Below are 14,380 nucleotides of genomic sequence, written 5' to 3'. Positions count from 1 at the left end.
AAGCGTAACAAAATGATCTATGAGGCAACTTTGGCTTCAACTGATGAAATAATTTGTGGACGTAACTTGTTTGCCAAGTAATACTCATAATTCCATAAACAGTCGATTGTAATATGATGAAATTACAATCGCCCTAAATAAGCAGAAACGGGGGGTCTACATTTATTCATTGAATACATGGATACAATGAAATAACATTGACTAATTCATACTTTTTAATATATAGGTATTGATAAGAAGAACACTATGCCATTGTTCCAACGAAACAAACGCCAAATTTTGGTGCCTTAAACGAGAAAGAAAAGAATATTTATCAAGAAGTGGTTGCAACTACCTTGGCTATGTTTGCTCCAGATTATGAATATGAGGAAACGAAGGTAGAGGTTGATGTGAAAGGGATTAACTTTGAAGCGACTGGAAAGGTTGAGAAACAATTAGGCTGGAAATTATTATTTAAAAATCAACAACAGACTAAGAAAAAAGAAACGGTATTGTCAGCAATGGAAAAAGGTCAAGCCTGTCAAGTAAATGTGGAAATAGCGGAAGGACAGACAAAACCACCCAAGTATTATACCGAGGGGCAACTTATTAATGTCATGAAACATGCTGGGAAAGAAGTAGATGGTGAAGCATTGCAGCATACATTAAAAGAAAGTGAAGGTATTGGAACAGAGGCAACGAGAGCAAGTATCATAGAAACTTTAAAACACCAATTGTATATTGAGATTAGAAAGAATCAAGTAACTGTATTAGACAAAGGGAAAATACTTTGTCAGGCCGTAGAAGGAACGTTACTTGCTAGTCCGGAGATGACAGCGAAATGGGAAACGTATCTAAATAAAATTGGGGAAAATAAAGGATCGCAAGAAGTGTTTCTCGATAGAATCAAACAAATGATTGAGTCTTTAATGCAAGAAGCACCTAGGAAAATTGGTAACATGGAACAGGCATTACAACAGGTGAATGAAAAATCTTTTATTGGTGATTGTTCTTGTTGTAATCATGAAGATGGAAAAATTCAAGATAAAGGGAAATTTTATGGATGCAGCCGTTATCGGGAAGGGTGTACATTTACGTTACCGAAGAAATTCCTTGGCAAACCCATAAGTCAGACAAACATTAAAAAGTTATTGAACGGTGAAAAAACCAATTTAATCAAAGGATTTACAAGTAAAAAAGGAAAAAAGTTTGATGCGTATTTACGCTATGATCAAACCGAGCAAAAAATGACATTTGAATTCCCGAAAGGATGATCGTGATGGATATGTATGTAAATGGGGCATATAAGATGGTTGATTTAGGGTACGTAAAGGAAATTAAAGAAGCCACTATTGTTTTTATTGTCGATGCAGGGGAAATAGAAGTTGAAGTAGATGCCGTCACCAAGGATGTTATAGTAGTGATAAATCAAGCAGATGAAGAAGCGTTAATTCCATTGGATGTGAAGGAGGAAGCAGTCATCTTGGGTGGTGAACAAGCTTGAGATATGACTAAGGGGAAGCCGTTTCGTGAAAAGTACATGTAAAAAATGATGTTGATCGCTGATGTAGCGGTCTTTTTTTATTTTGTATATGAAAGATTAATAGGCTGGGAGAATAAATTGCTGATATATCTAAGGGACTTCCTGATGGGAGTTCCTTTTATTTTATGGGAGGATGATATTTCATGAAAAGAAAAACATTCGAACAAAAACAGGAAGAAGTGAAGCAATTAACAGAAACGATGAATCAGTCCATTGAATCCTATTTTGAAACACCTGAACAAATGGCCGAACATCTAGCTTTCATGATGCAGTTTTATCAATATTCATTACGAAATACAGCCTTAATTCAGAGTCAATTTAAGGGAGCGCAAGCAGTAGGAAGTTATAAGTTTTGGCAGGAAAAAGGCTTTCAAGTGCAAAAAGGAGAAAAAGCCATTCAAATTTTAGTGCCAAATAAGACGCAGCCGAAATTTAAAGATGAAAGCGGCAGATGGAAAAGTATCAAAAAGGCGACAGAGCAGGAAAAAGAATTAATCAACAAAGGGGAATTAGAGAAAAAGGGAAGTGGGTTGTATTTTGGAAAGGGCAGCGTTTTCGATGTTTCGCAAACTGATGCAAAAGCTAGTGATCTTCCAGATATTTTTCCGAATAGATGGCTGGAGGTTACATGCTTGGATTAATGTTCTACAAATTCCTAAGCGATAAAACACTGGAGACATTTGTAAATACGAGTGGTGCGAAAGGAACGGAAGCAGAGGTTGTCCAAGCCTATGAAGAAGCTTATGAAAGTTATGGCGATAGTTTAATAAAAATGATTCAAAATGTGCTTGGCTATTACGTTCTGCCGCAACACTTATATCAAACATGGTTAAAGGATATTCGTGAAGGTACATTTGAACTCGAGTTCTTCCACATGGGGTGTTATTCCGTGGTGGTGCTGAAGGTGAAATTCGTAAACGTTTATTAGATAAAAACCATATTGATGCGGTGATTGGTTTACCTGATAAGCTATTCACGAATACAGGAATTCCTGTCACAGTCATTATTTTAAAGAAAAACCGTGCCTTAAATGAACCTGTCTTGATGATTGATGCCTCAAAATCGTTTGTCAAAGAAGGAAAGCAACATGTGCTTCAAGAAAAAGACATTGCTAAAATCGTTGATACCTATATCGAGCGTACGAATGAAAAAGGCTACAGTCACAAGGCATCACAAAAAGAAATTAAAGAAAACGAATATAATTTAAATATTCCGCGTTATATTGAGGCTATAGATGAAGAAATTGCACAAGATGTCGATGCTCATTTATATGGCGGTATACCTCTACACCAAATTGAACAATTAACGGTGTTGCATAATATGACAAAAGATGTGCTTTATGATGCTCTCCAGGAAGTACGTCCAGGTTATGTAGAATTAACAGCTTCCATAGATACTTTGACTGAAGATGTTCTGGCTGATAAAACAGTGCAGAAACAAACGCAAGCCTTAAAAGAAGCTTTACACATTTACATGAATACGTACTGGGAGAAATTAAAAACAGTACATGATGTTAATGACATCGAGCCACTGAAAGATGAAATGTTAACGGAAATAAAACAGTTGTTAAAACAATTCAAACACGTAAGCACATATGCTGGGTATCAGATTATTGCAGAGTTATGGGAAGATATGCTTGCAGAAGATACGGAGAAAATTGCTATCAGCGATTTTTACACCGTAGGTAGAACACGTGAAGCCAATATGGTGATAAAAGGTTCGGGTAAAACAAAGCGGACAGAACAAGATGGGTGGATTGGCGCGATTGTACCGAATGAACTTATTTTAAAAGAACTTTATGCGGAGGAACTAGCGGAAGTGGAAGGGAAGGAAGAATCTTTAACATCTATTACCGATGAAATCAACGAACTGGTCGAAGCGGCAAAAGTAGAAGAAAGCGATGAAGAGGCGACATTAGGTGATGCTTTAAATGCAAGAGAAGATGATTTCACTCTTACAGCAGTTAAAGCAGAAATGAAAAATGTTGCAATAGAATCAAGTGAATATGAGCTGTTGAATCAAGTGAAAAAGTTACTTGAAGAGAAATCAGTGTTAACCAAAGATATTAAGGCAAAAGAAAAAGCATTAAACGAACAAGTAGAAGATAAAATCGAAAATTTAACAGATGACGAAATTGATCAACTAATGTATCAAAAATGGTTTGGTGATTTAACGAACAATATAACACAACTTATAGAGATTCCACTTAAAAATGAATTAGACACCTTGAAAGAGTTACAAGCAAGATATGCGGCTACGTTGGAAACGATTGAAAAAGAAGGTCAATCACTCGAAGCGCAATTTGAAAAGATGCTTTCAGAACTGGTGGTGACAGAGTGATGGAAGAAAAGAAGTTAGTGCCGAAAAGAAGGTTCAAAGGGTTTGAAGACAAGTGGAGTAGTTCTAAATTAGGAGAGACATTAGAAGTCACTATGGGACACTCACCCAAATCATCATCATATACAAATAATCCTTCTGATTATATACTCGTTCAAGGTAACGCTGATCTGAAAAAAGATAGAGTAATTCCTAGAGTTTGGACAAATCAAGTAACAAAAACTGCTAATAAAAATGATTTGATTATGACTGTAAGAGCGCCAGTGGGTGAAATTGGGAAAACAGAATATGATGTTGTTTTAGGACGTGGGGTCGCTGGATTAAAAGGGAATGAATTTATTTTTCAACACTTAATAAAAATGAAGATGGAGGGATATTGGACTAAGCTAAGTACAGGTTCAACATTTGACTCAGTTAATTCAAATGATATTAAAGAAGTTGCATTAACATTACCTAGCGAAAAGGAACAACAAAAAATAGGTGAGTTTTTCAAGGTTTTAGATGAACGCATTGCCAATCAAGAACGGAAGGTTGCTAAAGTCAAAGCCTTAAAAGCTGCTTATTTAACCGAACTATTTCCGCAAGAAGGCGAAACTGTCCCGAAAAGACGATTTAAAGGGTTTGAAGGGGAATGGATTAAAAAAGAGATTGGGGAGGTATTCCGAATAACAAGAGGAAATGTACTTTCTACCACAAAGATTAAGAAGAAAAGAAGTAAAATAGCATGTTATCCAGTTTATTCATCACAAACTCGTAATAATGGGCTCTTAGGATATTATTCAGACTTTTTATATGATACTGCTATCACTTGGACTACTGATGGAGCTAACGCTGGAACTGTTAAGTATAGGGAAGGGAAATTTTATAGTACTAATGTTAATGGAGTGCTTGTTTCAAATGATGGTTACGCCTGTAAAGCTGTAGCTGAGTTACTTAACTTAGAAGCTTGGAAACACGTCTCTAAGGTTGGAAACCCGAAGCTTATGAGTAATGTAATGGCAAGAATAGAAATACTAATTCCAAAGGATACGCAAGAATTAGAAAAGCTATCACTTTTTTTCAAAAATATCGATGACCAAATTGAAATGGAAGAAAAGAAATTAGACAAGCTTCAAAAGATGAAAGAGGCTTATTTGGAAGAAATGTTTGTGTAGGAAGGAGGATACTCATGAGTAATCATGCTAAAAGTGTAGCGGAGAAAACGTTCCAAGACAATTTTGTAAAAGAACTACAAAAGTATAAATGGAAAGCACCAACCTTTTTAGATGGGAATAAACAAAAGGTGACAGTGCAAGGTTTGGTTCAACATTGGCGTGAAGAACTCAATCGTATGAACGCGGATGTCTTAGAAGGCGTGCCACTGACAGATAATGAATTTGCTCAAGTGATGGCAAAGGTTTCGCAAATTGATAATAGCTATGAAGCTGCAAAGCTGTTAGCAATGGAACAGTCCACTGGAAAGATTGATGGTATTTATCGAGATAGCCATACAGATATCACCCGTGAACAAATAACGCTAACGATTTTCAAAAAAGCACAGGTTCGTGGTGGAGACTCAAGTTATAAGGTTGCACGTGAAGTCGTGTCCGCCAATGGCAATCGTTTTGATCTTGTTTTGCTTATTAATGGTTTACCGCTGATTAATATTGAACAAAAACGCACAGATAAATCGCTAGAAGAAGCGTTTAATCAGTTTAAACGATATTACGCAGATGGCGAGTATGTAAATAATTTTATGGCATTTTCACAAATGATGGTGATGACATCTGAAGTCGCAACACGTTATTTTGCAACGCCAAAGTCGATTCAAGCTTTTAATCCGAGTTTTGTATTCCATTGGGCAAATAAAAATAATAAACCGATTAATCACTGGGAAGATGTCATTGGACAATTCTTAATGATTCCCATGGCACATCAAATAGTCGGTGATTACTTAGTGATTGAGGAAGCAAAAGATGCAGAAAATCAGAAACACATGCTTTTGCGTCCTTATCAAGTGCATGCACTTCAAGCGATTGAAGGAGCTGCACTAGGTTGGGATAATGAAGATAAATTTCCACATGGAGGATTTGTCTGGCATACGACAGGGTCAGGGAAAACCATTACCAGTTTTAAAACGGCATTATTTCTATCAACAAGAGCAGGTTTTGATAAAGTCGTATTTTTAGTTGACCGTAAAGAGTTAGATAGTAGGACAAGTGATAATTTCAAAGCCTACGCAGAATATGAATCGGTAGAAGTCGATGATACGGCACATACTTATCAGCTGCGTAAATTATTAACATCTGCCATGTCTAATATTGTTGTGACAACCACTTTCAAATTAAATAACCTTGTCAAAGATTTAAAAGACGGGAAAGACGATAGCTTAGCTGATAAGAAGTTTGTCTTTATTATCGATGAAGCACACCGGACAACAATGGGTGAGATGATGGTCATAATTAGAGACTATTTCCGCAAAAATGGGTTGTTTTATGGTTTTACAGGAACCCCGCTATTCGATGAGAATAATATCTCAGGTATGGTCAATGAAAAAAGTGAACTGATTAACACAACGGAGAAACTGTTTGGGCCATTATTACATCAATACACAATCGATGAAGCCATTGCAGATAAAAACGTCCTAGGTTTCCACGTTGATTATATCAATACAGGAGAATTTGAAAGCTATGACGCACTAAGAGAAAACATTACGGATTATAAATTAGAAGAACAACCTGATATACCAAAAAGGAAAATCGAACGTCAAGTCATGGAAATGTCTGATTTAGAAGTGGAAAAAGAAGCTAAGAAAAGTAAATTGCTCTTTTATCAGGATGAAACACACATCCCAAGAGTAGTTGAAGAAATCTTAAATAATTGGGAAGAGCAATCGCAACAAAAGGTATTCAATGCGATTTTAACCGTCGCTTTTAAACATCGTGTAATAGAATACTATGAAGAGTTTCAAAAACAGTTAGCTACAAGAGATGATATCGAAATTAATGTAGCTATGACCTTTAGTTTTGGAACAGATGCCGATACAAATCCAACAGACCCAGAAATCATTCAAGCAATGTTTAAAGATTATGCATCATTTACAGGGATTGAATATGCTTACGGCGATAAACGTCGAGGGGAAGATGCTTATTATGACGATGTTGTGGAAAGAGCAACTCGTGGTGGCAGTGGGCGAAACCCTAAAAATATTGACCTTGTGATTGTTGCGGATCAGCTACTCACAGGGTATGATTCTAAATTTATTAATACGTTATATGTTGATCGTTCTTTGGCATTACAAGGATTAATTCAAGCTTATTCACGAACGAACCGGATTTACGGGAAGGAAAAGGAATTTGGTTCCATTGTGAATTTCCAGTACCCACGAATTACCGAAGAAACCGTTAATGAAGCACTGATTTTGTATGGTAGTGGCGGAGAAAGTAGTCAAGCAATTGTGAAGCCGTACCCTGAGGCAGTCAGTGAATTCGTTGATTACTCCAGGGAAGTAATGGAAATATTGAATGATCCAACTGACTGGCAAGCACTTGAAACCAATGAAGAAGCTAAAAAGGCATTTGAGAAAGTATTTAAAAAAGCAAATGGCCAATTAAATAAAATCCAGCAATATTATGAGTTTAGCTGGGTGGATGAAGCGTTTGGTGTTACGGAACATGAGTGGATGCAGTATGTCGGGGCATATCGTAACTTAACACGAGACGATAAAGATAATCCTGAAGACGATATCCCTATTTTACCGCTTGGAAAAGCAAAACTAGCAGGCTCTCAAACCATTGATGCATATTATATTATTCAATTAATGGGGGAAAAAGCAACATCTACTGAAGGGGTACAGACAGTAGATGCAGAAACATTGCGTTTAATCTATCAAAACATTGAAGAATTGAGTAATCTGGGTGATTATGAACAAGCTGAATTATTAAAACGATTTGTTTCAGAAGAATTAGAACCAGGAAATGTGCCCAGTAATATTAACTTTGATGAGGCTTTTGAAAACTGGAAAAAGAAACAATTGCACAATGAGATTTATCAAGTTTCATCTGAGTGGGGTATTAATGATGTCATACTGGAAAAAGCAGTTGAGGCATATTCTGTTGCAAAACCAGATGAGATTCCGTATATTGATGATTTAACAAATAGTATCGACTTTGCATCGATTGAGGATCCTAAGACTAGTAACTTACTCGAACACAACATAGCCTTATCGAAAGAATTACCAGAAATTGTTTCTAAATTGAAAAAGAAATATAAAAAAATTTAAACTTTTATTTAAGCTGCTTGTTAAGCATATGTATTTTATCCCTCTAGGGTTAGGTGAGAGGTTCAGGAAGATGTAGAGATTCTATTTAAGGAAAGTAACAATAATTAACAAATATACAATCCATTAGGAACCCACAACACCATTGAATTAACACCATTTCGCAATTTAGAAAAGCACAAAAAACAACACAAGACACCGGCCAATGATGTTATGTATGATAAATGAGAGAATCCAATAATTAGTTATCCATTTAACCGTTTTATAAAACCAGTGGATAATTCCACGTAACATACAAGTAGCATACAAAAGTGCCTGCAAGCCTTGATTTTACTACCTCCCTCAGTTCTCGAAGCGAATAAGTTTTGTACACCAAAAATTGCCCTTCTTGCTCTTATTGAGCTGGGAGGGCTTTTTTGCGTTTAAATATATAACACGTTACCTTTCGCTGAAAATTTATCTGCTCCTGAGACATTTCATCTGTTTTTCCTCTTCGCTTCATACATCAAGCCGATGTAGATAGTTATCGGCATTTGATCGGGGATCCAACTGAGAGCCACTAACAATTTTACGCTATGGTTGGTATACTGTAGGTAAATGGCATTAGTCAACGATTGTGTCGGATTGTGGAACGATATTTTGGACAAGGTTGTCAGCGACGAACGATAAAATGAACATTAGGAGAATACTAATGACTTCGCAACCTGTATCGAAAGGCTCCAAGTCCCAACGCAAAAAAATTTTCAGACGAATCGGTTTTTCCTTCGGCATTTCGGCAGTCGTTTTCCTTGGTGTGGTATTTAGTATGGTGCTGTTCAGCGAGACGGAAGCTCCGGAGGGAAAAGACGGTGGTTTAAGTTTTGATACGCTTCAAACGGAGGAGAGCAAACTGCCACCACTGCATCAACACACCGCACGAGACGGGGAAAAATTGTCCTACCGTTATTATGAGGGAGAAGCCGATAAAACATTGATTCTCTTGCACGGATCCGCCTACCACAGCAGCTATCTTCAACCACTGGCCAGTCACTTATCCGAAAACGATGTTGCAAACGTCTATACTCCCGACTTCCGTGGGCACGGGCCACAGACGGAAAACAGGGGGGAGGCAGACTATATCGGTCAGCTTGAAGACGATATCAATGATTTCGTAAAGTATATCCGGAGCCAGCAGGAAGGTCCGCTTCTATTAGGTGGGCATTCAAGCGGTGGAGGAACAGTCATCCGGTATGCCGGAGGTGAGAATGAGCCGGTCGATGGCTATCTGATGTTATCCCCTTTCATTCATCACACAGCACCGACCTATCGCTCCGACAGTGAGTGGAGCAACGTTAATATGCCGCGTATGATCGGCTTGAGCATCTTAAACACGTTTGGAATTACGGTGTTAAATCACAAAGATGTGATTTCATTCAATATGCCGGAGGCCGTCAGGGATGGCACGGAAACGTTACGCTATAACTATGCTTTGCAAATTTCTATGCACGCCCGCAATGATTACGGAAAAGATATTGCAAGTTTGGAGAAACCATCCTTTGTCATGATTGGAACCGATGATCATGTGTCTAAACCGGAGGCATTCAAACCGTTATTCAACGAGTATTCACCGGAAACAAAGGTGAGCCTCTTGGAGGACACTTCCCATTTTGGTGTTGTGACAAGAAAGGCTGCACACAAAACGATTGCCGGGTGGCTTGAACAATATGATGGTCCCTGACTCACGATTTTTTAAATGAACAGACACAACTCCGGCTGAGATTCATGTCAAATAGAACCAGGATGTATAACAAACAATACCCCTTTTCCGAAGAGTGTCGGAAAAGGGGTATTGTGTATCCGGAATATAAAATGATTTGAAAAGAGGGGCTTCCCCTTTATTCATTGATCATTCTTATTTTTAATCCTGGTCAATAAATCTTCTGCTTCCTGCCGGCGACTTTTTGTTTCTTCCCTCAAAGGCCGGTAGGTGTTTTTGTTTCCTGAGGTAATTTCCTCAACGATGTCCCCCTCATTTACTTCTCCGGTGAAGGAGCTTACGGGCACATCTTTTTCCAACGTTTCCTTACCTTTCTTCAACAGGACGGCTATGTTTCCTTCGAAGCGGTCGATGGTGTACTTGTTCATTATGTCAGCTCCTATAAAGTGATGTAAGGCTTCATTTTATTAAGCGTGGCCGCTCCTATATATTTTACGTTGTCCAGTTCCTCAATACTTTGAAAAGGACCGTTGGCGTTGCGGTAGTCGATGATATATCCGGCAATGGAAGGGCCGACTCCGTCAATCGACTGAAGTGTTTCAGCATCGGCGGTATTAACGTTGACCGTGTCCGTGCTACCGTCGTTCTGGTTTCCGTCCGTTCTACAATTGTCCGTCCCGTCGAAAGGGGAGCCGTTCACATCGAAACTCTGACCGTCCGTCGTCACTGTAATCGTTCCGGTATCACATGTGGAGTAAAGTTCAGCTCCGAAATTACGCATACGATTCACGACGGTTTCATCCGGATGGCCGTAGTGGTTCGGGCCGTATGACAGAATGCCGACCTCTGCATCAACCTGCTGAGCCCACGCCCGGGACGTGGAAGTGGATGCCCCGTGGTGGCCGAGCTTTAAAATCTCTGCTTCTACGTCGTATTGATCGATCATTTCCTGTTCTATCTCCGTGGAAGCATCCCCGGTGAGCATATAATCGATACTCCCGTGGGACACTTTCAGGACTATAGAAGATTCGTTATTGTCGCCAGACCCGTCTTTGGCATTCAGTACCTGAATATCGAGTACGTCATCGAAATTCAGTATTTCGCCTTCTTTCGCTTCCTGAAACGGTATGTCTTTCCGGTCGATAATACTCAAATATTCCATGTACGTATCTGTCGTGTGGGTCTTCCCGCTGTCCAGAACTTTCTTCACGTTCACCTGTTTCAGAACGTCGATCAGACCGCCAATATGATCGGCGTCCGGATGTGTAGCGACAAGCAAGTCTATGGTGCCGACGTCTTTTTTAGCTAAGTAATCCACCACTTCTTCGCCGGCTGATTTTCTCCCGCCGTCAATTAAGATGTTTTTCCCGGAGGGGGATTCCAGCAGGATACTGTCTCCCTGCCCCACGTCGATGAAATGTGCTTGGAAATCATCAAGGGCACGGAAGTCAGGATTTATGGTAGCGGAAAGAACTTTCGCGAATTGTGCCCGAGTAATATCGCTACGGGGTTTAAAAGTACCGTCCGGAAACCCGTTTATAATATTTTGGGTGTACAAGTCCAGTATGCTCTCCGTGGCCCAGGAGACTTCTTTGGCGTCGCTTATGCCGCCTCTTTTCCCATTCCTGTCGATGCTGTAAGCGCGATCGACCATGACGGAGGCTTCCGCCCTGCTTATGTTGTCCTCAGGGCGAACTTTGTTATTGTACCCTTCTAAAATGTTCTTTTCGTAAGCTATCGCCACTTCATCGTAATAGTATCTATGGTTGTTTAAATCTGTGAAGGGAGGATCGGACTCGGGAGTCGCCTCCGGATAAAGCTCGCGTACAAGCATGACGGCGACGTCGGCTCTCGTTATCTTTTCCCCCGGTTTAAATACGTTTCCGGGATAGCCGTTGATGACCCCTTCCCCAGAAAGGTACTGGATTTCTTTTTTGGCCCAGCTGACCTCTTCGATGTCACTGAACGAACCGGCGCTGACGGCGGGGGCGTTAAGTGAAAATAGCAGAGCAAGTAAAAAAAGCACAGGTGAGATTTTTTTCATTTGCTTAATACCCTCCTTTTTGATTATCTCGATTATAAGATAAAATAGGAGAAATTTGTTAGAAATAGATATAATTCACTGCGTATTTTTTAATTTCTGATGTATATGACACGTCAAAAATCAATTTCTACTTGCAAAGCGGGGAGCGTCCTGTTCCGCCCATGTTTCTCTTTTATGGTAAGATAGGGTGGAGAATGCAAAAGGAGGGGCAACCGTTGAAAATCGTAACTTTCTGGAACAGAGATACATGGTCACCGGGAGTGTACACCGATGAAGGAGTACGTGACTTCTCGGATAAAGTGAGTACCGTACCCGAACTTCTCATCTGGCTTGACCGGGATAAAGAAGCCGTACATACATATATTGCAGAGGCTCCTCTTATCAACGAAACGACACTGGGCCCCTGCGTGGACCGTCCGGAGAAGATCATCTGCAGCGGGCTGAACTACGAGAGACATGCGGAACGCTCCGGGATGGAAGCACCCGCCTATCCGCTTTTGTTCAATAAGTTCGCGAATGCCCTGACAGGTTCCCACACCTCTGTGGTGATTCCTGCCGACGCAAAAGAAATGGATTACGAAGCGGAACTCGCTATCGTTATCGGGAAGCAGGCGAAACACGTCAGCAAAGAGGAGGCGTTCGATTACGTAGCGGGCTACGCCCCGGCGAACGACTTGTCCGCCCGTGACCTGCAGTTCCGGACGAAGCAGTGGCTTGTCGGTAAATCACCGGACGGCTTCTGCCCGATCGGTCCATATCTCACTACCGCCGATGAAGCGGGAGATCCCGATCATCTTCAGATTCAGTGTCGGATGAACGGGGAACTTCGTCAGGATTCGAACACTTCCGATCTCATTTTTGACTGTGCTACGCTGATCAGCTACATTTCCACCTATATGACGCTCCAGCCGGGGGATGTTATTCTGACCGGTACGCCTGAGGGAGTCATTATGGAACTGGATGATAAACGATGGCTTGAGGACGGGGATGAGGTTGAAGTATCGATCGAAGGACTCGGCACGCTGGTAAATACGATGAAGAGAGGATAAGTTGACGGGTGCTACAGTCGTCAGCTTTTCTTTTTGTTATGTATGAACCGGATCAAAGGAAAGGAGGAGAGGGCGATGGCCTGGGGGTTACGTCTTACCGTCATTTTATATGCTGTTTTACATTTTTATACTTATTTTAACCCGCAGTCCTTCCTGCTGCCGCTATTAGCCGTTACGGGAGGCGGACTGTTTTTATTCGCATTCCTCCAGTACGGCATCGGGCGCTTCAAACTCCCGCTGCTTCTGTTCATCACTTCGCTCGTCATCACTGTCGCTTCCGACCATACGATCATGGAAAGCATGGAAGAGGGGTTTCTGACGATGCGCGGAATCATCGGTCTCCTGATCATCATACCTTTCATAAGTATCGTCCTCAGGGAAGAGGATTATTTATCCGCAATCCTCCAGTCCGTCCCGCGAATGATCGATTCCGCCGGGAAACTGTATACCGGTCTGACGTTTTTTACACAGGTGATTGCCCATTTCCTCCTGTTCGGCGTCATCCCGATGCTTTATGAATTCGTAAGTGATTTCCTGAAAAACAGAAGCGGTGAGGGCTGGGAGCGGTTTAAGAGTACCGCTCTGCTGCGCGGCTTCGGGCTTTCCACCCTGTGGGTGATCAGCATTCCGAGCTTTATTTTTGCTGTGGAGACGATGGAGGCTAATTTATGGCTTGCGATGCTGCAGGGTTTCTTTATTGCCATGGTCGGTACCGGCATCGCCTTTCTCTTTTCGAAACGTGAAGAAAAGAAATCCGGAATTTCGATGACAGCAGGGGTGCAGGAGGAGTTGAGCGAAGTTCTTCATCAAAAGATGGAAGGAAGCAGGGAGAGGACTTTCGAGTTCCTTGTTCTTTTCGCTTCTCTCTTTGGACCGATTTTCCTTCTTCATGCTATATTCGCAACCGATCTGATGGTTACCATCCCACTGGTCATCATAATATGGAGTCTGCTTTATTATATAGTGAAACGAAAAAGTGGAAAGCTCTGGCAGGAAGTGAAAAGGTTCGTCGTGGAGGATACCCCCGGAAAAGGGTATCAGCTCAGCATTATGCTCAGCGTCGGTACCCTCATTTATTCTTTGAATCAGACGGGTTTTGCCGAAAATGCCGTAGCTCTGCTTGAAGTGGTGGAGGGGCAGGTGCCGGTTATGAACTTCCTGAGTCTATTACCGTTCATTGTAGTGTTCCTCGGGTTTACGGGGCTCGGCCCTTTGACGGTAATGGTACTGGTAGCCGGTATTCTGACCAGTATCGACCTGCCTTATCCGCCTGAGCTGATTGTGCTCTCTGTCACTACAGGGAGTGTGATTTCCATTATCTTGTCTCCAATCATCCTGCCGGCTATTGCTTTGAGCGGATCGAACGGCATCAATTCATTCCGGAACAGTATCGTATACAACTGGAAATTCTCTCTCGTCTTTTATGCCGCGGCTCAAGTTTACGTGCAGAGTGCCGCCTATTTCGTAACATAGT

The 14,380-nt window shown here is 41.0% G+C and carries 12 protein-coding genes; 10 read left to right on the top strand and 2 right to left on the bottom strand.

All coding sequences use genetic code 11. From position 1 onward, the window contains the following. Positions 1–251: 251 nt before the first annotated feature. From AAV35_RS12640 to AAV35_RS12605, 8 genes are all read left to right on the top strand, one after another. Positions 252–1,253, top strand: coding sequence for a type IA DNA topoisomerase (locus AAV35_RS12640; protein WP_082409560.1), 1,002 nt, complete (start codon positions 252–254; stop codon positions 1,251–1,253). A 5-nt stretch (positions 1,254–1,258) separates the two neighbouring features. Then, positions 1,259–1,483, top strand: a complete 225-nt coding sequence (locus AAV35_RS12635) for a hypothetical protein (protein WP_008592743.1) — start codon at positions 1,259–1,261, stop codon at positions 1,481–1,483. 182 nt (positions 1,484–1,665) lie between these two features. Continuing rightward, on the top strand, positions 1,666–2,163 hold the full coding sequence (locus tag AAV35_RS12630; protein WP_008592745.1) for an ArdC family protein: 498 nt from the start codon (positions 1,666–1,668) through the stop codon (positions 2,161–2,163). Further along, a complete protein-coding gene (locus AAV35_RS12625) occupies positions 2,151–2,450 on the top strand; it encodes a hypothetical protein (protein WP_052034773.1) in 300 nt (99 codons plus the stop codon). Before AAV35_RS12630 ends, AAV35_RS12625 begins: the two co-directional genes overlap by 13 nt. Next, the gene (locus AAV35_RS12620) at positions 2,402–3,862 is read left to right on the top strand and encodes an N-6 DNA methylase (RefSeq protein WP_073991990.1); all 1,461 of its coding nucleotides are present in this window, start codon (positions 2,402–2,404) and stop codon (positions 3,860–3,862) included. The genes AAV35_RS12625 and AAV35_RS12620 overlap by 49 nt, the downstream gene beginning before the upstream one ends. Continuing rightward, positions 3,862–5,013, top strand: coding sequence for a restriction endonuclease subunit S (locus AAV35_RS12615; RefSeq protein ID WP_008592747.1), 1,152 nt, complete (start codon positions 3,862–3,864; stop codon positions 5,011–5,013). Before AAV35_RS12620 ends, AAV35_RS12615 begins: the two co-directional genes overlap by 1 nt. Positions 5,014–5,027: 14 nt before the next feature. After that, positions 5,028–8,120, top strand: coding sequence for a type I restriction endonuclease subunit R (locus AAV35_RS12610; RefSeq protein WP_008592750.1), 3,093 nt, complete (start codon positions 5,028–5,030; stop codon positions 8,118–8,120). A gap of 688 nt (positions 8,121–8,808) precedes the next feature. After that, positions 8,809–9,834 carry an alpha/beta hydrolase gene (locus AAV35_RS12605; RefSeq protein WP_008592752.1) on the top strand — a complete coding sequence of 342 codons (1,026 nt, stop codon included), beginning with the start codon at positions 8,809–8,811 and terminating at the stop codon, positions 9,832–9,834. A gap of 161 nt (positions 9,835–9,995) precedes the next feature. Here AAV35_RS12605 and AAV35_RS12600 read toward each other — a convergent pair whose 3' ends face one another. After that, on the bottom strand, positions 9,996–10,241 hold the full coding sequence (locus AAV35_RS12600) for a DUF3006 domain-containing protein (protein ID WP_008592754.1): 246 nt from the start codon (positions 10,239–10,241) through the stop codon (positions 9,996–9,998). An 11-nt stretch (positions 10,242–10,252) separates the two neighbouring features. Beyond that, positions 10,253–11,857: an S-layer homology domain-containing protein gene (locus AAV35_RS12595; protein WP_008592756.1), complete on the bottom strand. Its 1,605-nt coding sequence runs from the start codon at positions 11,855–11,857 to the stop codon at positions 10,253–10,255. A gap of 215 nt (positions 11,858–12,072) precedes the next feature. Between AAV35_RS12595 and AAV35_RS12590 the strand changes: the two genes are divergently transcribed. After that, a complete protein-coding gene (locus AAV35_RS12590) occupies positions 12,073–12,906 on the top strand; it encodes a fumarylacetoacetate hydrolase family protein (RefSeq protein ID WP_008592758.1) in 834 nt (277 codons plus the stop codon). A 75-nt stretch (positions 12,907–12,981) separates the two neighbouring features. Beyond that, positions 12,982–14,379: a hypothetical protein gene (locus AAV35_RS12585; protein ID WP_008592760.1), complete on the top strand. Its 1,398-nt coding sequence runs from the start codon at positions 12,982–12,984 to the stop codon at positions 14,377–14,379. Position 14,380: the final 1 nt, after the last annotated feature.

The sequence above is a fragment of the Salimicrobium jeotgali genome (assembly GCF_001685435.2).
GTDB lineage: Bacteria > Bacillota > Bacilli > Bacillales > Halobacillaceae > Salimicrobium > Salimicrobium album.
Note: the sequence above shows the minus strand (reverse complement) of the source record. Positions and strands in the feature narration are given on the sequence as shown.